Annotated in this window: 24 protein-coding genes and 1 pseudogene; 14 read left to right on the top strand and 11 right to left on the bottom strand. The window is 61.1% G+C overall.

Annotated elements, in window-relative coordinates:
* The first annotated feature begins 74 nt into the window (after positions 1-74).
* The 5 genes from AAHK21_RS18005 to AAHK21_RS18025 all read left to right on the top strand — a co-directional run bounded on the left by AAHK21_RS18005 (position 75) and on the right by AAHK21_RS18025 (position 4,546).
* Positions 75-977, top strand: a complete 903-nt coding sequence (locus AAHK21_RS18005) for a DNA adenine methylase (RefSeq protein WP_367857933.1) — start codon at positions 75-77, stop codon at positions 975-977.
* Entirely contained in the window at positions 974-2,080 is a 1,107-nt protein-coding gene (locus tag AAHK21_RS18010; RefSeq protein ID WP_367857934.1) for a ParB N-terminal domain-containing protein, read from the top strand. The genes AAHK21_RS18005 and AAHK21_RS18010 overlap by 4 nt, the downstream gene beginning before the upstream one ends.
* Position 2,081: 1 nt before the next feature.
* Positions 2,082-3,008 carry a hypothetical protein gene (locus AAHK21_RS18015; protein WP_367857935.1) on the top strand — a complete coding sequence of 309 codons (927 nt, stop codon included), beginning with the start codon at positions 2,082-2,084 and terminating at the stop codon, positions 3,006-3,008.
* 1,174 nt (positions 3,009-4,182) lie between these two features.
* Positions 4,183-4,323: a hypothetical protein gene (locus AAHK21_RS18020; RefSeq protein ID WP_367857936.1), complete on the top strand. Its 141-nt coding sequence runs from the start codon at positions 4,183-4,185 to the stop codon at positions 4,321-4,323.
* Positions 4,316-4,546 (top strand): hypothetical protein, encoded by a 231-nt coding sequence (locus AAHK21_RS18025; protein ID WP_046854186.1) that lies wholly within the window; start codon positions 4,316-4,318, stop codon positions 4,544-4,546. The genes AAHK21_RS18020 and AAHK21_RS18025 overlap by 8 nt, the downstream gene beginning before the upstream one ends.
* 144 nt (positions 4,547-4,690) lie before the next feature.
* On the opposite strand, the gene AAHK21_RS18030 is transcribed toward AAHK21_RS18025, so the two are convergent.
* The gene (locus AAHK21_RS18030; RefSeq protein ID WP_046854187.1) at positions 4,691-5,287 is read right to left on the bottom strand and encodes a lipoprotein; all 597 of its coding nucleotides are present in this window, start codon (positions 5,285-5,287) and stop codon (positions 4,691-4,693) included.
* Between the two features lie 120 nt (positions 5,288-5,407).
* Positions 5,408-5,965 (bottom strand): serine/threonine protein phosphatase, encoded by a 558-nt coding sequence (locus AAHK21_RS18035; RefSeq protein ID WP_367857937.1) that lies wholly within the window; start codon positions 5,963-5,965, stop codon positions 5,408-5,410.
* 691 nt (positions 5,966-6,656) lie between these two features.
* On the opposite strand from AAHK21_RS18035, the gene AAHK21_RS18040 reads away from it, so the two are divergent.
* Both AAHK21_RS18040 and AAHK21_RS18045 read left to right on the top strand, forming a co-directional pair.
* Positions 6,657-7,469 (top strand): alpha/beta fold hydrolase, encoded by an 813-nt coding sequence (locus tag AAHK21_RS18040; RefSeq protein WP_367857938.1) that lies wholly within the window; start codon positions 6,657-6,659, stop codon positions 7,467-7,469.
* On the top strand, positions 7,462-8,670 hold the full coding sequence (locus tag AAHK21_RS18045; RefSeq protein WP_367857939.1) for an ATP-binding protein: 1,209 nt from the start codon (positions 7,462-7,464) through the stop codon (positions 8,668-8,670). The genes AAHK21_RS18040 and AAHK21_RS18045 overlap by 8 nt, the downstream gene beginning before the upstream one ends.
* Before the next feature lie 30 nt (positions 8,671-8,700).
* Here AAHK21_RS18045 and AAHK21_RS18050 read toward each other — a convergent pair whose 3' ends face one another.
* The 5 genes from AAHK21_RS18050 to AAHK21_RS18070 all read right to left on the bottom strand — a co-directional run bounded on the left by AAHK21_RS18050 (position 8,701) and on the right by AAHK21_RS18070 (position 11,607).
* Complete coding sequence (locus AAHK21_RS18050) at positions 8,701-8,985, bottom strand: type II toxin-antitoxin system RelE/ParE family toxin (protein WP_367857940.1); 285 nt, start codon at positions 8,983-8,985, stop codon at positions 8,701-8,703.
* 6 nt (positions 8,986-8,991) lie between these two features.
* Positions 8,992-9,225 carry a type II toxin-antitoxin system Phd/YefM family antitoxin gene (locus AAHK21_RS18055; protein WP_367859002.1) on the bottom strand — a complete coding sequence of 78 codons (234 nt, stop codon included), beginning with the start codon at positions 9,223-9,225 and terminating at the stop codon, positions 8,992-8,994.
* 283 nt (positions 9,226-9,508) lie between these two features.
* The gene (locus AAHK21_RS18060) at positions 9,509-9,799 is read right to left on the bottom strand and encodes a type II toxin-antitoxin system RelE/ParE family toxin (RefSeq protein ID WP_023629498.1); all 291 of its coding nucleotides are present in this window, start codon (positions 9,797-9,799) and stop codon (positions 9,509-9,511) included.
* On the bottom strand, positions 9,789-10,028 hold the full coding sequence (locus AAHK21_RS18065; protein ID WP_023629499.1) for a type II toxin-antitoxin system RelB/DinJ family antitoxin: 240 nt from the start codon (positions 10,026-10,028) through the stop codon (positions 9,789-9,791). Before AAHK21_RS18065 ends, AAHK21_RS18060 begins: the two co-directional genes overlap by 11 nt.
* Positions 10,029-10,119: 91 nt before the next feature.
* A complete protein-coding gene (locus tag AAHK21_RS18070) occupies positions 10,120-11,607 on the bottom strand; it encodes a methylenetetrahydrofolate reductase C-terminal domain-containing protein (RefSeq protein ID WP_367857941.1) in 1,488 nt (495 codons plus the stop codon).
* Positions 11,608-11,844: 237 nt separating this feature from the next.
* Here AAHK21_RS18070 and metE point away from each other — a divergent pair, with 237 nt between their 5' ends.
* Both metE and AAHK21_RS18080 read left to right on the top strand, forming a co-directional pair.
* On the top strand, positions 11,845-14,148 hold the full coding sequence (gene metE, locus AAHK21_RS18075; protein WP_367857942.1) for a 5-methyltetrahydropteroyltriglutamate--homocysteine S-methyltransferase: 2,304 nt from the start codon (positions 11,845-11,847) through the stop codon (positions 14,146-14,148).
* Positions 14,149-14,225: 77 nt separating this feature from the next.
* Positions 14,226-14,741: pseudogene (locus tag AAHK21_RS18080) on the top strand (histidine phosphatase family protein); the annotation flags it as partial.
* On the opposite strand, the gene AAHK21_RS18085 reads toward AAHK21_RS18080, so the two are convergent.
* Entirely contained in the window at positions 14,741-15,697 is a 957-nt protein-coding gene (locus AAHK21_RS18085) for an arsenic resistance protein (RefSeq protein ID WP_367857943.1), read from the bottom strand. The pseudogene AAHK21_RS18080 and the gene AAHK21_RS18085 overlap by 1 nt on opposite strands.
* Before the next feature lie 76 nt (positions 15,698-15,773).
* Between AAHK21_RS18085 and AAHK21_RS18090 the strand changes: the two genes are divergently transcribed.
* Complete coding sequence (locus tag AAHK21_RS18090; RefSeq protein WP_367857944.1) at positions 15,774-16,481, top strand: SDR family oxidoreductase; 708 nt, start codon at positions 15,774-15,776, stop codon at positions 16,479-16,481.
* A gap of 69 nt (positions 16,482-16,550) precedes the next feature.
* Here the strand turns inward: AAHK21_RS18090 and AAHK21_RS18095 are convergent, their stop codons facing one another.
* Entirely contained in the window at positions 16,551-17,729 is a 1,179-nt protein-coding gene (locus AAHK21_RS18095; RefSeq protein ID WP_367857945.1) for an acetyl-CoA C-acetyltransferase, read from the bottom strand.
* A 193-nt stretch (positions 17,730-17,922) separates the two neighbouring features.
* Here AAHK21_RS18095 and AAHK21_RS18100 point away from each other — a divergent pair, with 193 nt between their 5' ends.
* Positions 17,923-18,192, top strand: coding sequence for a PepSY domain-containing protein (locus AAHK21_RS18100; RefSeq protein ID WP_046854198.1), 270 nt, complete (start codon positions 17,923-17,925; stop codon positions 18,190-18,192).
* A complete protein-coding gene (locus AAHK21_RS18105) occupies positions 18,189-18,719 on the top strand; it encodes a cytochrome b/b6 domain-containing protein (protein ID WP_367857946.1) in 531 nt (176 codons plus the stop codon). Before AAHK21_RS18100 ends, AAHK21_RS18105 begins: the two co-directional genes overlap by 4 nt.
* Positions 18,720-18,752: 33 nt before the next feature.
* Here AAHK21_RS18105 and pta read toward each other — a convergent pair whose 3' ends face one another.
* Both pta and AAHK21_RS18115 read right to left on the bottom strand, forming a co-directional pair.
* Complete coding sequence (gene pta / locus AAHK21_RS18110) at positions 18,753-20,843, bottom strand: phosphate acetyltransferase (RefSeq protein WP_367857947.1); 2,091 nt, start codon at positions 20,841-20,843, stop codon at positions 18,753-18,755.
* 32 nt (positions 20,844-20,875) lie between these two features.
* The gene (locus AAHK21_RS18115) at positions 20,876-21,178 is read right to left on the bottom strand and encodes a DUF3565 domain-containing protein (RefSeq protein WP_094011780.1); all 303 of its coding nucleotides are present in this window, start codon (positions 21,176-21,178) and stop codon (positions 20,876-20,878) included.
* Here AAHK21_RS18115 and AAHK21_RS18120 point away from each other — a divergent pair.
* Positions 21,177-21,662 carry a peptidylprolyl isomerase gene (locus tag AAHK21_RS18120; RefSeq protein ID WP_046854201.1) on the top strand — a complete coding sequence of 162 codons (486 nt, stop codon included), beginning with the start codon at positions 21,177-21,179 and terminating at the stop codon, positions 21,660-21,662. The two genes, AAHK21_RS18115 and AAHK21_RS18120, sit on opposite strands and share 2 nt — an antisense overlap.
* A 145-nt stretch (positions 21,663-21,807) precedes the next feature.
* A complete protein-coding gene (locus tag AAHK21_RS18125; protein ID WP_046854202.1) occupies positions 21,808-22,290 on the top strand; it encodes a glutathione peroxidase in 483 nt (160 codons plus the stop codon).
* The last annotated feature ends 5 nt before the right edge of the window (positions 22,291-22,295 follow it).

Consider the following 22,295-nt stretch of genomic DNA (forward strand, 5'->3'; position numbering starts at 1 on the left):
TAAAAAGCAGCTACCTCTTGCTATCATGGCCAATTTTGTGTATCGACACGGTGCCACTCGCATGGATTTCTCAATTGAAGATCGCTAGCCCATTGCGCTATCCAGGCGGTAAAGCCAGTTTGACTGCGTTTCTGACCGACGTCATCGAGCTTAATGACCTGCGCGGTCGCTCGTACTATGAGCCTTATGCGGGAGGAGCAGGTGCAGCCCTGAGCCTTCTGCGAAACAATGTCGTTTCCAATATATACATAAATGATGCCGATCAAAGAGTATATGCTTTTTGGAATGCGGCATTGAAGGAAAGTGCTCGGTTTGTTGATGCTATTTTTGATGTGCCGCTGACTATCAGTGAGTGGCATAATCAGAAAGAAATTTGTAACTCACCGGGTGCCTATGATCAATTTTCAGTTGGCTTTGCAGCATTCTACATGAATAGATGCAATCGCTCTGGCGTGTTGACTGGGGCGGGGCCTATAGGTGGTTATGAACAGTCTGGTAAATGGACTTTGGATGTTAGATTCAATCGGGAGACTTTAGCTGAGCGCATACTCGCAATGGCAAAAGTAAACGATCGAATTATGTTGACTAACATGGATGCGATAGATTTCCTTAAAGAGAAGCTGCCTAGAGGGAAGTTTAGGAGTAAGGTTTTTGTATATTTTGACCCCCCATATGTTAACAAGGGGCAGCGACTTTACTTGAACTCGTATCTGAGTCGTGATCATAAGGCGGTATCTAAATATATTGCTTCGCAGAAAGCGCTTAACTGGCTTCTATCGTATGATGATACGGATCTGGTTAGAGAGCTTTATTCTGGGTTCAATCTATTTAATCTGCCGGTGCGTTATTCGCTTCAACAGAAAAAGCTTATGCAAGAGCTTATCATTGCACCTAACCATTTAAAATTGCCAACAATGGCAACGGTAAGTGGTGCTGAATCGATGATTTCGAGATGTGATCTTGAGGCAAATGTATGAATGAAGCGGCTGAAACAAAATATCTGCCAGTTGCTGAACTGCACTTTGATAGAAGCAACCCCAGGCTGGCTGAATACGGCATAAGTTCTGACACACCTGAGTCGGAAATTCTGCAAATTCTTTGGGATGCAATGGATGTTAGGGAGCTAGTTCAGTCAATTTCTGCTAGCGGATTTTTTCCGCACGAAGCAGTTATTGTTGCTCAAGAAGGTGGGTTGAATGTTGTCATCGAAGGTAACAGGCGACTAGCTGCTACTAAAGTATTGTTATCCCCCAATGTAGCAGATGAAAACGGATGGCCGGTGCCACCACTATCACCTGAGGCTAGAGCAGCTCTTGAAAGCATACCTGTTATTATTTCTGATCGCGAAAGTTCCTGGCGTTATTTAGGCTTCAAACATGTAAACGGTCCGGCGAAATGGAGTAGTTATGCTAAAGCTGCTTATATCGCGGAGATACATAAAAAATATAAAGTATCCCTAGCGGATATCGCTAATCAAATTGGTGATAGGCATAATACTGTTCAGCGTCTCTTTAGAGGGCTGATGGTGTTAGAGCAGGCAGAAAAAACAAAGGTATATGATAGATCTGATAGATTTCGTCAGCGTTTGTCGTTTTCACATCTATATACCGGCTTAGATTATGAAGGGATTGGTACCTTCCTTAATATCGCACCTAAGGAGCAGGAAACGGAGGACCCAGTTCCCGCAGATAGGTTGCAGGAGTTGGGTGAGCTTTGTATATGGCTATACGGGAGCAAGAAAAATAAGCAACCTCCAGTTGTAGAGTCACAAAACCCTGACTTGCGACGTCTTAATGCTGTAGTAAGCAATAGGGAAGCTGTTGCTGCTTTGCGCGCGGGAACTGAGCTTTCAAAAGCATTTGAAATCAGCAGGCCTCCTTCTGCGGTATTTGAGGAAGCTTTACTAGCGGCAAAGAGAGAGCTAACTACTGCGCGAGCCACCTTGACTACTGGGTATGATAAATCTGAAGCATTGCTTCGCATAGCTGGAAGTATTGCAAATATTGCAGATGATATATATCAAGAAATGGAGCGCAAACAAGCGCCTCAGCAGAAAAAAACACGTCTGACGGACAGCTAAAATGTTCAAGTTGCCAAATCAGCCGTCTCCTAAGGCAGATGTAAATGAGCTTGCGGATTTTGCTGAGTTACTAGCTTTATGTAAAGGTACAGTCTCCGCACGTGAAATTATTGCATATCTGGGGCGTGAGGACGATAACGACAATAATATAGGGTGCGACGATAACGATGACGAAAACGCCGTAGAGCTAGATGAAACTATGAACGAGCTTGAGCGCCGCAGTCAAGCTTGTAATGAGGGTTATCCGTTCGCTCTGGAGCTCGAAGGTACTGTGCTCCGATACCAGTTTGATCAAAAAAACCAAAGGCAAGCTGTATATATCTACCTTCTACTCAGTACTCGGTTAAATATGCTGAAAGCTAAGAATCATGCCGGCATAGATGGGACTACGATCCTTGAAGAACTATCCGCACAGATCCTAAAATGCTATTTAGGAAGAGATCGTGCAAAGTCGCTAGTTTTCGGTACTGCGATTGGTAATAAGTTTGAAGATAAAGTAAATCATCTTTGCCAAGAAATCAAAGAGGGCGGCTGTTTTAAAAACTGGGATACAGCAGCCGTTAGTGCGAACGATGATCGTTTGGATTCCGTTGCCTGGGTGCCGTTTTCTGACGGAACTGCTAATCAGCTTATCGTTTTTGCTCAATGTAAGACCGGTACAACTTGGGAAGGTCAAAGCACTCAGCTTCAACCAGACGCTTTTCTCAAGCGCTGGACAAGTGAGCGTGTATTTTCCTTTATGCCCATGCGTGCGTTCTGTGTATCAGAAGCTGCAGATCGCTCTAGGTGGTGTGGTCTAACTGCATATGCAGGCTTACTATTTGATAGGTGCAGGTTGGTAGATTTTTGCGAGCATATCGAGGCCGCGACGATGGCCAAATTGATCGCTTGGAATCAGGCTGCAAAAGGTACACTTACCTTCAGCTAGATCGGGATTTGTAATTGATCCGGTTGAAATTACTTCCAGTGATTAGGAAGTGAGAGTCCATATTTGCGAGATACTATTTCTAGTCCGAGGATTATAGAGTTGTGCTGCTTTATCTCTTGTTCTCCCCATGCGGGCCGACTGGATAGCAGTACTTGAAGTTTTGGAAGGTCATACATTTTTAAGCTGTAGAGATTTTTCCAAGTCGCCTCGCCGAATAAATTATATATGGTAGCAGTGTCGTCACGCTCACTTGCGACTCGTGTTGACCCATTCAGCAGAATGGCGGCTTCTTCAGCTTCGTCTTTAGTTTCATAAGTATTTAGCAGGTGCATGTTTTGTGATGCCTCAAAATTTCCATTTTATATAGGTGGTATTGAGATATCAATAGCGAGTAAGGTCCCAGTTAATGGAGGCACTCCCGAGTCAGGGCAAGTCATCCTTTTCTGAGGTCTTTATGATTAATTCTACAGCTCTTTCACTCGCTCTGTGAGTAAGCTCATAGGATATAGTGTTCTGAGTTCTGGGGAATTACTTTTTTTTGGAGCTTATAACGTCTTCCCGGTCGGGGACATCGAAAGGTAGCCATCTCAGCAGGCCCGATCAATGACCAGATGTAGCTAACCTGCACGCGTCTGCTGTGAAATGGCTGCTGTATGCAGAAGACCATCTGGTCTGCCGGGTTATCTTTTCCTCGGTTCGCCAATCTGTGTACAGCTGCCACCCTCTCCACACGTAGGGCTGTCCATATCGGGCACGTTTCCATCATGGCGACAGCACGTGGGACACCTCCGGTGTGCCGGTTCCTTTCGTCCCGGTCGGCCAACCCACGTACTGTTGCCACCCAGTCCCTCCGTGCAAGCCATTTCCTACGCTTTCCATTGCCATTTCCCATCCCCAAGAACCTTGCACTAGAAGCCCCCAAGGAATAAATTCCCTACCAGTCGCGGCAAATTCCGCGACCGGGTTTGGCGACCCGGATAAACTTGGCGCAGCAGCGCCCCACACGATTGCAGGCGCTTTTTTTGTGCCCGCAGCCTCGTGCCATGGCGGCTGTGCGCGGGAGACCTTCGGGTCTGCCGGGTTCCAAGTTCCCGGTTCGCCAACCTGCGTACAGCTGCCACCCATTGTTTGGCGACAGTGCGTGGTGGTTCCAACCTAACTTGGAGTCTCATGCATGACCATCAAACGTCTGTACAGGATCCTCGCATCCGCTCTCCGCCGCCCAGTCCGTGCGGCCACCCCATCCCCAACCTTCTACCCGATCGACAGCCAGTCCCTCGCCGACCGCGCCAACCGCGAGGTGCGCCATGACTGACCACGAACGCATGTCTACCCTGCAAAGCTACGTCTGGACCCTCGAACTGCTAGGCGAGGCGCTGGTCCAGCATGACGAGGTGCTCGAGTGCGAACACAACCCGCAACTGAGCTTCCGCAACACGGCGGGCATTCACCAGGCGATCCGGATCATCAGCCGCTTGGCCAGCGAGCAGTTCGGCAAGCTGGAGGTGATGAAAGAAGAGGGTGTTTCTACAGGCTGATGCTGCGCATCATCGGGGCCGCTTTGAGGCCCTATTGCGGGGTGTGTCCTGGGCGGACTCCACTTGAACCATCGCGTCTTGCAAGAGCGTGCCCCGTCGGCAACGCATCGCTCGCCCGGTGTTCCATCACGACCGTATCAGCGCCTACCAGAACCACCCACCCCGAGCCAGTTCCTGCTCACAACTCCGATACTGCGCCCCAAACACCGAAGCCCGCGCCTGAACCTTTTGCGACACGTTCTTCAGCCACGGCTTGGCGTCGTAACTGCGGTTGCGGTAGCCGCCCCAGCCTTCGTGGTAATTCAGGTACTGGCCATAGGCGTCCCACTTGGACACGCCATTCACCCGCTGGCTCTTCTGCATGTACCAGCCCATGAAGTCGAGGGCGTCGGCGAAGTCGTCGCGGGCGGCGCCCCAGCCGCCGGCTTCGCGTTTGTAGTCGGCCCAGGTCTCGTCCTTGGCCTGGGCGTAGCCGTAGGCGGTGCTGACCCGGCCCCAGGGGATGAAGCCGAGGAAGTAATAGCGCGGCGGCAGGGCGTCGTGCTTGAACGACGACTCCTGGTACATCATCGCCATCGGCACCTGCACCGGGGCGCCCCAGCGCGCCTGCATCTTCAGCGCCGCCTCGTGCCACTTCGGCTTCTCGCGGAAGATCTCGCAGAGGTTCTCGGGGTTGGCGGGGGGCTTGGTGGCACAGCCGGCTACAGCCAGGAGCAGGGCCGGCATGGTGAGCCGAAGCATGGAGGGGTTTCCTTGTGCGGACGTCGGGGTCGCAGGGCGCTGACGCTTTATACATTCTTTTGAGACGCAGATGAATCAGCGGGCGATCACTCGATGCCTGGAACGTGGCTGGCATCAACGTTAAACCCAGACGTCTACCCAAGTTACGTCATCATCCATTTCAACAGTTTCTAAGGCCGTTGAATTGAGTGCCGAGCCCTGCCGCTCTGCCTCGAGATCCGCCCAGAACCCATCAGTCGCGAAGACCAATCGTTCCCCCGCTTCGACCTTTAGAGAAACAAAATCTGGTCGTGGTGCGGTCCTGGCCTTGTAGCAGCGTGTGACAATGTTTCGAGTGGGATCTTCGGCGAGCTCCCCGTGGCTTTTGTCTCGCTGCCAGTTTGCCCAGCAGTGAGGTGGCGTAAGCCATTTGATCACAGTCCCTGCAGAGACAATGCCGCAGGAGCAATCCCCTTCGTACGCCACGGTCAGGTAGCCGTTCGATATCACCCCGACCAGATAGCAGCATGTCCCTGTGTGGTCACGAAACAGGGGGCCATGGATTTCAGAAAGCACTTTTCCTAATAGCGCCTGTGCGGCGGCAGGGGAGGCATCAGTGTCGCCGGCGGATAGCCACTTTTGATAGGTATCGATGACGCAGGTGACGAAGCTTTTGGCAAGCTGATCGATCCACCTCACGGGAGAACGTCTTGTAGAGAGGTTCTATCAGTAGGTCGTCCTGGGCCGCCAGTAGGTCGTTCCAGGCTTAGAGGGGATGTTGCTGCTCAATGCGGGAGCGGCGAAGCGGGTCGGTAGTCCACGACCTAAAGCGCCTGGTCGAGCTGCTCTGTGTCGATGAGCAAATTCTCTTCCTGAGCGTAGAGGCTCGCCATCTTGAACAGGAGCAAAATATCTTGACTCTTCATTCGAGTAAAAATCCCGTCTGTCCACATTCCATGAAACGTGGACACTTTAGGCTTCATTCGCTTGCAGATGTCAAGACTAGATGGCTTGTCATAGGTCGGATGTGTTCAAAAAAGGCAGGTTGGTTGTGGATTATCCACTCCTGGTCAGATGCTCACTTGGCTAAGGGGCCTATTCGTCCCAATCCTTTCAATTGAGGGATGATTCCCACGCGCCTCCACTCAAAAGCCGGCGATGTCCCGCAAAATCCGCCCTCTTTCCACCCATATCGCGTATGGTGTCCACCAGTTCAACCCTGATCCACCCGGTGCGCCCGTGACGTCGAGCCCCACGCACTGCTAATTCATTGGCCGCCCCAACCCGCCGGCCAATCCAAGCCACCCGCCCCACGCCTCGACTATTCTCACCAGCAGCATGGACCGCTCGGCACTGCTCAGCACAACGTTGCACGACATCGGGATAGGTAATGACCCTGCAAAAGCGTAACAACGTGCATGTCGCTGGCAACGGCAGTGCCACCTTGATCCTGTCTCACGGCTTCGGCTGCGATCAGTCGATGTGGCGCTGCCTGCTGCCCCATCTGGTCACGCGCTTTCGCGTGGTCACTTACGACCTGGTCGGTGCCGGTCAGTCAGACATTGCGGCCTACACGGCGGAAAAATATGCGTCGCTCTGGGGCTATGCCACGGATCTCAACGAGCTGATCGACGCTTATGCCGAGGGGCCGGTGATCGTGGTCGGACACTCGGTGAGCGCGATGATCGGCGTGCTGGCCGAGCGTCAGCGGTCCGGGCGGATTGCCGGGCTGGTGATGATCGGCGGCTCGCCCTGCTACATCGATTCGGCGGGGTACACCGGTGGCTTTGCGCCGGAGGAGATCCAGGCGCTGCTCACCACCCTCGATGACAACTACCTCGGCTGGTCCAGTTCCATGGCCCCGACGCTGATGGGCACGCCGGGGCAACCGTTGCTGCAAGCGGAGCTGACCAGCAGTTTCTGCCGCACCGACGCGCAGATCGCCCGGCACTTTGCCCGGGTCATCTTCCTCTCCGACCACCGCCAGGAGGTCAGCGACCTGCCGGTGCCGACGTTGATCGTGCAGTGCACGGGCGACCCGGTGGTGCCGGTGGCCGTGGGCGAGTACCTGCACCGCGTGCTCCCCGACAGCCAGCTAAGCCTTATCGACAACATGGGCCATTACCCGCAGCTGAGCGCCCCGGGGGCCTGCGCGGCGGCGATGGATGCGTTCTTCGCTGGGCATGGATTCGGCCATGGATGACGCCGCCTTGTTGTTCGATGAGTCGCTGTTCGAGCATGCGCCGTGCGGGCTGGTCGTCATGGCCGCGGATGGCACCGTGCTGCGCTGCAACCAGACGTTCAGCCAGTGGCTGGGGCATGACCCGGCGGCTTTGCAGGCGCGCAGTTTCGATCAGTTGCTGACGGCTGCGGGGCGGGCCTTCCAGCTCACGCACTGGGGGCCGTTGATGAACCTGCAGGGCTCGGTATCGGAGGTGAAGCTCGAGCTGCGCCATCGCGATGGGCACCTGCTGGCGATGCTGCTCAACGGGGTGCGGCGCGAAACCGCCGAGGGGGTGCGCTACCACCTGGCGCTGCTCGGCACCCGCGAGCGGGACCGCAACGAGCGGGCGGCGCTCGTGGCCATGCAGCGCGCCGAAGAGCTGCTGGCGCAGAAGGTCAGCGCCGAGGCCGCCCTGCAACGGGCCCAGGCCGAACTTGCCGCGGCTTATGAAAACGCCGAGCGCCGCGCCATCCTCGCCGAGCAGATGGTCGCGGTCGCCAGCCATGACCTGAAGAACCCGATGACGGCCATCAAGATGGCGACCGAACTGCTCGAACGTGACGCCGACAGCGACCGGGCCCGGCGCTTGCTGGGCAGCATCGGCAGTGCCGCCGAGCGGGCGCAGCGGATGATCGTCGACCTGCTGGACTTCGCCTCGGTCAGGCTAGGGCAGGGCATCCGCGTAACGCGTCAGCAGGTCGATTTGCGCCAAGCGGTGGACCAGTGCGTGAGCGAGCTCAGGGTGGCGTTCGTCCAGGCCGGTATTCGTCATTATTCGCGCGGGTATGGCACCTTCGAAGTGGACCAGGACCGCTTGCAGCAGATGCTCGGCAACCTGGTCGCCAACAGCGTGGCTTATGGCGACCCGGGCTTGCCGATCACCGTGACCACCGACCTGACGGACGAGGGCGCGGCCTTGAGCGTTCACAATCACGGGCCGGCCATTGCTGAAGCGGTGATCCCGACGCTGTTCGAGCCGATGACGCGAGGCAGCGAGCGCGAGGATCCGCTGCGCTCGGTGGGCTTGGGCTTGTTCATTGTCAAGCAGATTGCCGAGGCGCATGGCGGCAGGATCGGCATGCGTTCGGATGCGATCTATGGCACTACGTTCACCGTGTGGTTGCCGGCCAGGGGAGCTTTGCCTGGCACTGTTGCTGCCATTGACGGGCAGGAACAGTAATCTGCCCTGTACTTCCTACCCTTGCAGGGCTCATATACGGCGATTGGCAGCGTCATACACCTCGTCATCGCGCCTGGCGCCATTACAGAGCACCAGCACAACTTCTGTACCGTTGATGCGATAGACGATACGTATATCCCCTGTCCGTATTCGTCGGCATCCTGCAAGCGTACCCCTTAGTGGTTTGCCGAGCTTATCGGGTTCACCTTGAGCGATGCGCTCGCGTACGACTTTAAGGACCCGCTGAGCTTCGGCGCGGCCAAGCTGCAGGAGATCGTCTTCTACCTCGGGATGAAACCTGACAGTCCAGACCATGTGCTTCTACCTGAAGCGAGCCTCCATGTCCTCCAGGCTCACGGTATGTTCTTCATTGAGGCTGCGCAGGCGCTCGGTGGCGAGACGTTCGGCACGCAGGTCGGATAGCTCGTCCAGCATGGCCTGGTAGGCTTGCACGCCCATCAGGACCGCAGCGGGTTCGTTGTCCTTGAATATGACCAGATGAGTGGCGTCTGTGCTGGTCACTTGTTTCAAGCGTGCGCCAAACTCCCGGGCCATGGTGGTGGTGGACACTGCCTGTTCAGCTCGGGTCAGTAGGCCGGTCATTTGGAGTTCCTCGGCGTCACATACGGTCAATTTGCGTATATCAATGCGCATATCTGTACGTATGACAAATAGCTGGTACGGATGGTGAAGACAGCTATGTGGACTTGCAGACTATTGTCCCGGTTTGGGCAGTGCTTGGCCTCATCGGGACGTTTGCGAGATGTATCTCGCGCCCTCATAGCACCCTCATCGTGCCCTTGAGAGCGCCAGGGCTTTCGCCTTTGAAAGGCTTGATTTACTCGGTCAATCGTTCGGCCGCCTTGCGGTAAACCTGATCTCGCTCACGTTTGTCCACGGCGACCACAAACACCACGATTTGATGATCGATGACCTGATAGACCAATCGATATCCGCTGCTGCGCAGCTTGATCTTGTAGCAGTCCGGGAAGCCGTGCAGACGGTTCGCTTCGACCCTCGGGTTGAGCAACACGGTTGCCAGCTTCTTCTTTAGCTGTTGGCGAATGGTGTCGCCGAGCTTCTGCCATTCCTTGAGTGCGCGCGCATCGAAATCGAGGTTATAGGTCATCCAGCGTTACCCTCACCCTCTGCGGCGAGGCCAGGCGTTCGCGTACCGTGGCGAGCAGTGCTTCGTCCTCTTCGGTCAGTAACACTGGTTTAAAAGGCAGTTGCCCGCGCTCAGCAACATATTGCAGCGCTTGGCGCATCAGCTCGGAGGGGGTTACACCCAGCTTTTCCAGCTCACGGTAGGCGCGCACCTTGAGGTCGTCGTCGATACGTACATTGATGGACGCCATGTTTGCAGTCTCTTTGTAATGACATTGGTCTGTACAATGAGGCAAAGCAGTTTGTTGGGCAAGGGTAGTAACGAGATTACCGACAAGCGTATTACTCGTTGAACTCCGGAGCGACGTCAGGCTGCAGGGAGGGCGATCTCGAGGTGCCCCCTTCGAACCACCCAGGCCACGAACTGCGCTGCCGGTTCTCCACCTGCACACAGGGAATCAGCCGCTCACGCAACACCTCGGTCCTGCCCACGCTCACCGCCAGCCGGTACTTGGCGCTGTGCACGCATTCCCGATCACCGAATTCGCAACGATCCAGGCTGGTGCCGCCGCACGGCCCGTTTGCCAGCCCCTTGGGGCAGGTCTCGGGGCAGATATACAGCGTGTCCTCCAGCCGGCAACTGCCACAGGTATCGCAGCCCACCATCGGGCGTTTGATACGCCGTTCCAGCTGGTGCAGCCACTGCGCTGCCGTGGGGCTGGCCCATAGCGGCCGGGTCACGGCCCAGCCGAAGGCCTTGCTCAAGGCGGTGGTGCGGCTGAACAACTGGTGGTGCATCGCCGACAGCAGGTGATAGCGAACCTTTTCCTTGTTGGACGCGGTGATCTGCCGCTGCCCGAGGCGCCAGGCGTGCCCGGGTGGATGGAAGGTGACCGGCGTCAGGCCAGGTGCCTGCCAGGCCGCTTCCCAGGCCGGGGTCCAGTCCTGCAGTGAGCTGAACTGCGGTTGCAGCATCTCGATGGCCTGCTCCAGTGCCTCGAACTGCGCCACCTCGTGGATGCCGGACAAGTGCACCCCGGCATAGCCCATCAATTTCAGGCCGATCACCTGCAAGGCCAGGCGCTGGTTGGCGCGTTCCTTGGCGTAGGTCTTGGAAACCGCTGCCTCGGCGGCCAGCAGTGCGCGCATCGATGGCGTGACGGTCACCCCGGCGACATGCTCGAGCATCCCGGCACGGCCCTCGGTCAGCGCCATGATGCAGGCCATCAGTGGCTTGGGGCGGGGCTGGCGCTGCATCCAGTCGAAGGCTTCCTGGTGTTTGTCGATATCGAAACCGAGTTGCAGGATGAACAGGTCGGCTCCGGCGGCGAGTTTCTTTTCAGCCTTGCTGTACTGCGCGCCGCCTTCGGCCTCCTGGTACTTGAACGGGTTGAGCGCGGCGGCCAGCAGCCAGTGCGGGCGGGCCTGGCGGACGATCTGCAGGGCGGCGACTGATTCGAGGTAGCGCACCGGGCGCTCGCCCGGGACGTGGCCGGGCAGGCGGTCGCCGGTGAGCAGCAGCAGTTGGTCGAGGCCGGCGGCGTCCATGCGTTGCAGTTGCGCCAGCAGCTCGCAGCGTTCGCGGTCCTTGCCTGAGAAGTGCAGCAGGGTGGGAACGGGCTCGGCCAGGCTGTTGAAGGCGTCCAGCGGCGACATGTCCAGGGCGCTGCCGACGCGGTCGCCGATGGCCACGGTCAGCGGCCAGCCGCACAGCTGGGTGCGGGCCATGAGGGTGTCGAGGGTGGCGAAACGCTCGGCGCTGGGCTTGGGCACGAACTCCAGGATGCAGGCGAAGGCGTTGGCGTCCAGGGTCGTTTTCAACAGGCTCATGGGGTGTGGGCTACCGGGTTGGGGCAGGGTGGCAGTGTGCGACAGGTGGGCGGCTGGGGCATGTCTGATTGCGCGGGGGAGTATGTTGATTGAGACATTTGCGATGCCTGGGCCGACGGCATGGCTAAGGCACTATGAACAAATCTTGAGTTCATCTCAAATTTAATGAGTTTGTCTCACATTAAGCCTCAGCCCAGAATCTCCCTCATTCATTTAAAAAGATCGAGGGACCACGACATGGCACTGGCACACAACCTGGGTTTCCCACGCATCGGCCGCGACCGTGAGTTGAAGAAAGCCCAGGAAGCGTTCTGGAAGGGCGAGCTGAACGAAGCCGGCCTGCGCGCTGTGGGCCGTGAGCTGCGTACCGCCCATTGGCAGGTGCAGAAGGACGCCGGCATCGACCTGCTGCCGGTCGGCGACTTCGCCTGGTACGACCAGGTGCTGACCCACTCGCTGACCTTTGGCGTGATCCCCGAACGCTTCCGTGCCAAGGACGCTGCCAAGCCGACCCTGCAGACCCTGTTCGCCATGGCCCGAGGCGCCGTGGCGACGGACCGAAGCGATAGCTGCTGCGGTGGTGCCCACGCCCAGGAGATGACCAAGTGGTTCGACACCAACTACCACTACCTGGTCCCCGAGTTCAGCGCCGACCAGCAATTTGCCCTGAGCTGGGAGCAGTTGTTCGAAGAGGTGGAGGAGGCCAGGGCCCTGGGCCATGCGGTCAAGCCGGTGGTGATCGGCCCGTTGACCTATTTGTGGCTGGGCAAGGCCAAGGGCGCCGACTTCGACAAGCTCGACTTGCTCGACCGCCTGCTGCCGCTGTATGACCAGATCTTCAACCGCCTGGCGGTGCAGGGCGTGGAGTGGGTGCAGATCGACGAGCCGATCCTCGCCCTCGACCTGCCGCAGGACTGGAAGAACGCCTACGAGCGGGTCTACAACATCCTCCAGCGCGCCCCGCTGAAAAAACTGATCGCCACCTACTTCGGCGGCCTCGAAGACAACCTCGGCCTGGCCGCCAATCTGCCGGTCGATGGCTTGCACATCGACCTGGTGCGGGCCCCGGACCAGTACCCGACCATCCTCGACCGCCTGCCGGCCTACAAAGTTTTGTCGTTGGGCGTGGTCAACGGCCGCAACGTCTGGCGCTGCGACCTGGACAAGGCGCTGGAGGTGCTGCGCCATGCCCATGAGCGCCTGGGTGATCGCCTGTGGGTGGCGCCGTCGTGCTCGCTGCTGCACAGCCCGGTGGACCTGGCCCGTGAAGACCAGCTCGATGACGAACTGAAAAGCTGGCTGGCGTTCGCCGTGCAGAAGTGCCAGGAAGTGGCGGTGCTGGCCAAGGCACTGAACCAGCCCGAGGGCGACGAGGTGCTGGCGGCGCTGGCGCAGAGCCGCGCCGTGCAGCACAGCCGCGCCACCTCGCCACGGATTCACAAGCCGGCGGTGCAGGCCCGCGTCGCCGCGATCAAGCCAACCGACAGCCAGCGCGCCACCGCTTTCGAGCAGCGCATCGCCAAGCAGCGCGCCGGGCTGAACCTGCCGGCGTTTCCGACCACCACCATCGGTTCGTTCCCGCAGACCGCGGCCATCCGTCTGGCGCGCCAGGCGTTCAAGCAGGGCACGCTGACCGAGGCCGACTATATCGAGGCCATGCACAGCGAGATTCGCCATGCGGTTGAGATCCAGGAAAACCTCGGCCTGGACGTGCTGGTGCATGGCGAGGCCGAGCGCAACGACATGGTCGAGTACTTCGCTGAACAGTTGGACGGCTACGTGTTCACCCGTTTCGGCTGGGTGCAGAGCTACGGTTCGCGCTGCGTGAAGCCGGCGGTGATCTTCGGTGACCTGAGCCGCCCGAAGGCGATGACCGTGGCCTGGATCACATACGCCCAGGGCCTGACCCGCAAGGTGATGAAGGGCATGCTGACGGGCCCGGTGACCATGCTGATGTGGTCGTTCCCACGCGAGGACGTGAGCCGCGAAGTGCAGGCACAGCAGCTGGCGCTGGCGCTGCGTGACGAGGTGTTGGACCTGGAGGCCGCCGGCATCAAGATCGTGCAGATCGACGAAGCCGCTTTCCGCGAGGGCCTGCCGCTGCGCCGCAGTGCCTGGCCGCGCTACCTGGAGTGGGCCACCGAGGCGTTTCGCCTGTGTGCCTCGGGGGTGCGGGACGAGACGCAGATCCACACCCACATGTGCTACAGCGAGTTCAACGATGTGATCGAGTCGATCGCGGCGATGGATGCGGATGTGATCACCATCGAGACCTCGCGTTCGGACATGGAACTGCTGGAGGCGTTCGAGCAGTTCGCTTACCCGAACGAGATCGGCCCGGGCGTGTACGACATCCACTCCCCGCGGGTGCCCGCCAGGGAAGAGATGGTCAAGCTACTGCGCAAGGCCGCCCAGCGGATCCCGGCCGAGCGGTTGTGGGTGAACCCGGATTGCGGCTTGAAGACCCGGGGATGGCCGGAGACCGAGGCGGCGTTGGTGAACATGGTCGCCGCTGCCCGCGAGTTGCGCGCTTCGGCCTGATAGTGGGGTTGGCAGGGCTTGCGCATGTTCCCCGGACTTCGGCTAGAGTGCCCGGACATTCCTGCCGAAGCCCTGCCATGAAGCCCATCCACCTCACTCTGATCTGCCACGCCCGCACCGAGGCGCAAAGGGTGGGGCGCTTCGCCCAGGATGGCGAGCCTTTGCTGGAATTGCCCTCGCTTGTGTCTGAACCGGCGGTCCGCTACCTCAGCGCACCTGAGCTGCGTGCCCGGCAAACAGCCGAGGGCCTGAGGGCGACGGTTGATGAGGAGCTGCGCGATTGCGACCTGGGCACCTGGAAAGGTCAGCCGCTCAAGCATCTGGATGAAGGCGCGTTGCAGGCGTGGCTGAGTGACCCCCATGCCACGCCTCACGGCGGCGAATCGCTGGCCGCGCTGTGCGAGCGTGTTGCCCATTGGATGGACAGCGTCCTGGGCGAGGGCGAATGGATCGCCGTCACCCACCCCTTCGTCATCCGCGCCGCAATGCTGCATGCGCTGGGTGCACCTCTGCAATCCTTCCACCGCATCGATGTGCAGCCCCTGGCCAATGTGTGTTTCAGCCATTACGGTCAGTGGCGGGTGCGACTGGCCTAGCGGCGCACCAACGCCGGCACGACGCGAACGTAGACCAGCTCGCTGACCAGCTCCACCAGCGTCTGGGTAATCACCGCCGCCGCTGCCAATGCCCGGATCGACTCAGGCAGTGCCAACGCCAACGGCAGCACCACCAGCGAATTACGCGTGGCGGCGCTGAAGGTCACCGCCCGCGCCTCGCCTGTGGACAACCTGAACAGCCGCGCCACAAACCACCCAAGCAGCGGCGCCAGCAAAGCGAAGCCGACATACACCGGCACCACCGGCAACAGGTCGTCCAACCGGCTGGCGACCACGCCGATCTGCGAGCCGATCACCGCGACTAGCACCAGGGCCATGGCCGGCACCGGCAGCCAGGCCCAGGCGTCGTTCCACTTCGAAACCACTGCAGAGCGCCGTGCCCCGGCACTGGTGGCGACGGCCAGCAGCAGTGGCAGCGCGATCAGCAACACGAAGGCCTCGACAAATGGCGCCACGGAAATCTCCACATGGCCGGCGCCGCCGAGCATCAACGCCAGGTACAGCGGCAGCAGCGCCAGTTGCACCAGCAACAGCACGGGCGTGGCGGCCAGGGTCAGGCGCGCGTCGCCCTTGCCGAGGTGGGTGAACACCACCACATAGTCGATGCACGGCGTCAGCAGCACCAGCAGGGCGCCGACCAGTACGGCGGGGTGCTCGACCAGCCCGCGGGTTCCAGCCCATACCAGCAGCGGCACCAGCACGAAGTTGGCCAGCAATAGCGCGCCCATGAAGCGCCGGTTGCCAAGTCCTGCGCGCAGGTCGAGGAAGGGGATCTGCAGGAACATCGCGTACATCAGCACGGCGATGGCCGGAGTCACCAGCGCTTCGAGCGCGCCGGCGGTGCTGGGTACGAGCAGGCCGAGCACGGCGGCCAGCACCACGGCGATGAAGTACAGGGGGATCTGGTTTTGCTCGAGTTGCTCTCTGTTCACGGGCGGCCTGGCATTTCCGACTGGATTACTGGGGCAGGCAGGGTACTATCCGGCGCAGTCCATAGGGAGTGATTCGATGCGAATTCTAGTGGTCGGTGCAAGCAAGGGATTGGGCCAGGCGCTGGTGCAGGGCTTGGGTGGGCATGGCGATACGCTGATTGGTGTGTCGCGTAGCAGGCCGGTGGCGTTGCCGGGCGCGGCGCAGTGGATCGAGGCCGACCTCGGCCAGCCGCGCCAGGCAGCGGCGATCATCCATGAGGCGGTGGCCGACGGTGGGCTGGACGTGCTGGTGTACAACGTCGGCATCTGGGAGGCGCGGGCCTTCGACGAAGGCTACAGCTTCCTCGATGATGACGAGGCGCAGATCGAGCGCATGGTCGATACCAACATCACCGCGCCGCTGCTGCTGATCAAGCGCCTGCTGCCGCTGCTGCTGCAGAGTGCCCGGCCACGGATCGTCCTCACCGGCTCCACCTCCGGCCTGCCGGGCAGTGGTCGCCCGGAGGTGACCTTCGGTGCCAGCAAGTTCGGCTTGCGCGGCATCGCCGAAAGCCTGCGCGAAGGCTTTCGCGAGCAAGGCCTGGGGGTGAGTTGCCTGAACCTGGGCTACCTGAACACCGAGGATGGCCTGGACGTGCCGCTGGCCGAGGCCGAACGGCGGGGCGAGGGGACGCTGATCCCGCTGCACGATGTGGTGCAGGTGTGCCGGATGATGCTGAACCTGTCGTCGGCCAGCTATGTGCGCGACATCACCTTGCCGGCGCTGCGCGACGAGCGCTTCTGAAAGGGTAGGGGCAAGCCCGCTCCCACGAAGGTAATCCTTGTGGGAGCGGTCCCGCGATAGGCCTTCAGCTCAACGCTCGATCGCCAGTGCCACGCCCTGGCCGCCGCCGATGCACAGGGTCGCCAGCCCTTTCTTGGCATCGCGCTTGATCATCTCGTGCAGCAGGGTCACCAGCACCCGGCAGCCCGACGCGCCGATCGGGTGGCCCAGGGCAATGGCGCCGCCATTGACGTTGACCTTCGCCGCATCCCATTCCAGCTGCTTGCCCACCGCCAGCGCCTGGGCGGCGAAGGCTTCGTTGGCTTCGATCAGGTCCAGGTCGGCGAGCTGCCAGCCGGCCTTGTCCAGGCAGCGCTGGGTTGCCGACACAGGGCCGATGCCCATGATCGCAGGGTCCACGCCGGCGCTGGCGTAGGCCGCGATCTTCGCCAATACCGGCAGGCCCAGAGCCTTGGCCTTGGCGCCGCTCATCAGCAGCACCGCGGCGGCGCCGTCGTTGAGGCTGGAGGCGTTGCCGGCGGTGACGCTGCCGTCTTTCTTGAACGCGGCGCGCAGTTTGCCCAGGGACTCGGCGGTGGTGCCGGGGCGTGGCTGCTCGTCGGTGTCGAACACCAGCGGCTCGCCTTTTTTCTGCGGGATGTGGATCGGGGTGATCTCGTCCTTGAAGCGGCCGGCCTCGATGGCGGCCACGGCCTTGCGCTGCGACTCGGCGGCGAAGGCGTCCTGCTGCTCGCGGGTCAGGCTGTACTTGTCCACCAGGTTCTCGGCGGTGATGCCCATGTGGTAATCGTTGAAAGCGTCCCACAGGCCGTCGCTGATCATGCTGTCGACCAGCTGGCCGTGGCCCATGCGCTGGCCGGTGCGTGCCGAGGGCATTACATAGGGCGCCAGGCTCATGCTCTCCTGGCCACCGGCGATCACCACCTCGGCGTCGCCGCAGCGGATGGCTTGGGCGGCCAGGTGCAGGGCCTTGAGGCCCGAGCCGCAGACCTTGTTCAGGGTCAGGGCGGGCACTTCGTAGGGCAGGCCGGCCTTGACGGCGGCCTGGCGGGCGGGGTTCTGCCCGGCGCCGGCGGTGAGCACCTGGCCGAGGATCACTTCGTCGACCTGGGCCGGGTCCAGCTGGGTCTGGGCCAGCAGCTGGCGGATCACCGCAGCGCCCAGTTCCACGGCGGACACGTTGGCCAGGCCCCCCTGGAAGCTGCCGATGGCAGTGCGGGTGGCGGCGACGATGACGACTTCGTTCATTGTTGTTCTCCAGGATACGAGCGTGATCGTCACAGCATCCGCGCCCGGGGCTTATTTGAGAAGTTTGTTTTTCTTTGCCATTGATCCGAAATTCAAATGAATGATCGTGGCGGCGCGGTGCCTTCATTCGCGCAGAACTAAGCTTGGCCGGTCACAGTGCGGTTTCCAGTCAACCTGAACGGAGTTGCCGACCATGCGCCATTCAGTGATCGCCCTCACCCTGCTGCTGGCCAGTGCCGGTGCGTTCGCCAGGACCGAATGCACCAGCGCCGACCGCAGCACTTGGCAAGATGCCGACAAGTTCCAGGCCCAGCTCAAGGAGCAGGGCTACAAGATCAACAAGTTCCAGGTCACCAAAGGCAATTGCTACGAGATCTACGGCTTCGACAAGGATGGGCGCAAGGTCGAGATCTACCACGACCCGGTGACGGGCAAGGCGGTCAAGACCGAGATCCACAAGTGACGGCAAGCGTGCGGCTATGGGATCCGTTGCTGCGCGTGAGTCACTGGTCGCTGGCGCTGGTGTTCTTCGCCAACTACTGCTTCAACGAGGCCGGTGACGACTGGCATCAGTGGCTGGGCTACTACGCTTGCGGCTGCCTGTTGGTGCGGCTGGTGTGGGGCTTTGTCGGGCCGCGCAGCGCGCGCTGGGCCGACTTCTGGCCCACCCCGTCGCGGTTGCGGGCGCATGCCCGGGCGTTGTGGCGCGGCGAGCGTTACCACCGCATGGGGCACACGCCGATCGGCGCGCTGGTGATGGTGTGGATGATGCTCGGCATCGCCAGCCTGGGGCTGAGCGGCTGGATGATGCTCGAGGTGGATGCCTTCTGGGGCGCCGAGTGGCTGGAAACATTGCACAGCCTGCTGGCCGATGGCTTGCTGGCGCTGGTCTGCGTGCACCTGCTGGCGGCGCTGGTGGAGAGCGTGCGCCTGCGCGAGAACCTGCCGTGGTCGATGGTGACCGGGCGGCGGCGCTCGCCGGAGGATTGATGAGCGTGGGGCCGCATGGCGGCCCTTTACCGTTCAGCGCACGGTGCTGGCCTGGATCGCGGTCAAGGCGATGGTGTGCACGATATCGTCCACCTGCGCTCCGCGCGGCAGGTCGTTGACCGGCTTGCGCAGCCCTTGCAGCATCGGCCCGAGGCTGACGCAGTCGGCGCTGCGCTGTACCGCCTTGTGCGTGGTGTTGCCGGTGTTCAGGTCAGGGAACACGAACACCGTGGCGCGCCCGGCTACCGGGCTCGATGGCGCCAGCTGTCGGGCGATCTCGGGGTTGGCGGCGGCGTCGTACTGCAACGGGCCGTCGATCAGCAGGTCGTGTTCGGCCTGCTGCGCCAGGCGCGTGGCCTCGCGGACCTTCTCCACTTCCTCGTCGCTGCCCGCCGAGTCGCTGGAGTAGCTGAGCATCGCCACCCGTGGCGCGATGCCGAACGATTCGGCTGACTCGGCACTCTGCCGGGCGATCTCGGCCAGCTCGGCGGCGCTGGGGTGCGGGTTCATCACGCAGTCGCCATAGACCAGCACCTGGTCGGGGAACAGCATGAAGAACACCGAGGACACCAGGCTGCTGCCCGGCGCGGTCTTGATCAGTTGCAAGGCTGGCCGGATGGTGTTGGCGGTGGAGTGCACCAGGCCCGAGACCAGGCCGTCGACTTCACCGAGTGCCAGCATCATGGTGCCGATCACCACCGGGTCTTCCAGTTGCTGCTCGGCCATCGGCGCGTTGAGGTTCTTGCTCTTGCGCAGGTTCACCATGGGTTCGACGTAGCGGCCACGGATCACCTCGGGGTCGAGCACCTCCAGGTCCGGCGGCAGGCTGATGCCCTGGGCGCGGGCCACGGCCTGCACTTCCTCGGGCTTGGCCAGCAGCACGCAACGGGCGATGCCCCGGGCCTGGCACAAGGCTGCGGCCTGTACCAGCAAGGGCTCGGCGCCCTCGGGCAAAACGATGCGCTTGTTGGCCTGCTGGGCGCGTTGGATCAACTGGTAGCGGAACACCGCCGGTGACAGGCGCAGCTCGCGTGGCGTGCCGCAGCGCTGGTGCAGCCAGGCGGCGTCCAGGTGGCTGGCGACGAAGTCGGTGATGAATTCGGCGCGCTCGCGGTCGTCCACCGGGATCTCGCGGTTCAGCGAGTTGAGCTGGTTGGCGGTGTCGTAGGAGCCGGTGCTCACCGACAGGATCGGCAGGCCGGCCTGCAGGGCGCCGCGGCACAGCTCGAGGATGCGCGGGTCGGGCTTGCTGTCGCTGGTCAGCAGCAGGCCGGCCAGGGGCACGCCGTTGATCGCCGCCATGCACACGGCGAGGATGATGTCGTCGCGGTCGCCCGGCGTCACCACCAGGGTGCCGGAGGTCAGCAGCGGCACGGTGTTGGCCACGGTGCGGGCGCAGATGATGATCTTGCTCATGCGCCGCTGGTCATAGTCGCCGGGGTTGAGCACCTGGGCGCCGAGCAGCTCGGCCACGTCGCGGGTGCGCGGGGCGTTGAGCTCGGCCTGGTAAGGGATGCAGCCGAGCAGGCGGAAGTCGTTGCCGCGCAGCAGCGGCGAGTGCTCGCGCAGGCGCGTGGCGAAATCGGCCATGCTTTCGTCGGTGCGCACCTTGTTGAGGATCACCCCCAGCACCTTCGGGTCGCGCGGGCCGCCGAACAGCTGGGCCTGCAGTTCGACACGGCCGGACAGCTCGCTGAGCACTTCGTTTTCCGGCGCCGACACCAGGATCACCTCGGCGTCCAGGCTCTTGGCCAGGTGCAGGTTGACCCGGGCGGCATAGCTGGCGTGACGGGTCGGCACCATGCCCTCGACCACCACCACGTCCTTGCCGACGCAGGCCTGCTGGTACAGGCGGATGATCTGCTCGAGCAGTTCGTCGAGCTGGCCGTCACCAAGCATGCGCTCGACATGGCCCAGGCTCAGGGGCGTCGGCGGCTTGATGCCATGGGTGCGGGCGACCAGTTCGCTGGAGCGCTCCGGGCCGGTGTCGCCGGGGTGCGGCTGGGCAATCGGCTTGAAGAAGCCGACCTTGAGCCCGGCGCGCTCCAGAGTGCGCACCAGGCCCAGGCTGATGGAAGTCAGGCCGACACCGAAGTCGGTCGGCGCGATGAAAAATGTCTGCATGCGTGCTTCTCGGAATAAGCGGTGCAAGGAGTTCAGCGGCCAAGGGTAGCGCTAACGGCACCCTGAGCGCACCAGCCGCAGGGGAATACCTGGCCGATGCGCCGGGCGCGTTCGTCGGCATCGAGCACCCAAGGCCGGGCCTGCCAGGGCGGCTGGTGGCGCAGATGCTGGGTGTGGCCGCAGGACAGCTCGACCACCCAGTGCCGCTCTTCGTCGAGGTGGAAGCCGGTGATCCGACTGATGGGCTGCTGTTGGTCCGCGCCGGGTTCGCAATCGGCTGATGCGTTGGTTACACTTGTTCGTTCTATATTCTTTTGCAAAAGGTCTTGCCCCATGCTGATCGCCGCCAACAAGGCTGTCTCCATCGACTATACCCTCACCAACGACGCTGGTGAGGTCATCGACAGCTCCGCCGGTGGTGCGCCGCTGGTCTACCTGCACGGTGCCGGCAACATCATCCCGGGCCTGGAAAAAGCCCTGGAAGGCAAGCAGGCCGGTGAGGAACTGACCGTTGCCATCGAACCCGAAGAAGCCTACGGCGAATACTCCGCCGAGCTGGTCAGCACCCTGAGCAGCAAGATGTTCGAAGGCGTCGACCAACTGGAAGTCGGCATGCAGTTCCACGCCTCGGCGCCGGACGGCCAGATGCAGATCGTCACCATCCGCGACATCGACGGCGACGACGTGACCGTCGACGGCAACCACCCGCTGGCTGGCCAGCGCCTGAACTTCAAGGTCAAGGTTGTCGACGTGCGTGACGCCAGCGAAGAAGAAATCGCTCACCGTCACATCCACGGTGAAGGTGGCCATCACCACTGATTTTCTGCGCTAAGCTCAGAGAGTCGCCAGGCGCTCGGGCAAGCCGGACTTGCCCTCCTCGGGAGGGTGGACGGTTTGGCCGCGCGCCTTTTTCGTGGGCGGGATTCGCCCCTGCGGCAATCGGAACCTGAGAGGGGATTTCATCATGAGTGCATTTCACGACCTGACGTTGAAGGCGCTGAACGGCGAGGACCTGCCCCTTGCACCGTTCAAGGGCCAGGTGGTGCTGGTGGTCAATGTCGCCTCCAAGTGCGGCCTGACGCCGCAATACGCTTCGCTGGAAAAGCTGCACCAGCAGTACAAGGGCCAGGGCTTCAATGTGCTCGGCCTGCCGTGCAACCAGTTCGCAGGCCAGGAGCCTGGCAGCGAGAAGGAAATCCAGGACTTCTGCAGCCTCAACTACGGCGTGAGCTTCCCGCTGGGGGCCAAGCTCGAGGTCAACGGCGCGCAACGTCATTCGCTGTATCGCCTGCTGGCGGGCGAAGGCGCCGAGTTCCCCGGCGACATCACCTGGAACTTCGAGAAGTTCCTGGTCGGCAAGGATGGCCGGGTGCTGGCACGCTTCGCCCCGCGTACCGCGCCAGACGACCCGACCGTGGTGCAGGCGATCGAGAAAGCGCTGGCCTGATCACG

It is taken from the genome of Pseudomonas sp. TE50-2 (assembly GCF_040813665.1).
GTDB lineage: Bacteria > Pseudomonadota > Gammaproteobacteria > Pseudomonadales > Pseudomonadaceae > Aquipseudomonas > Aquipseudomonas soli.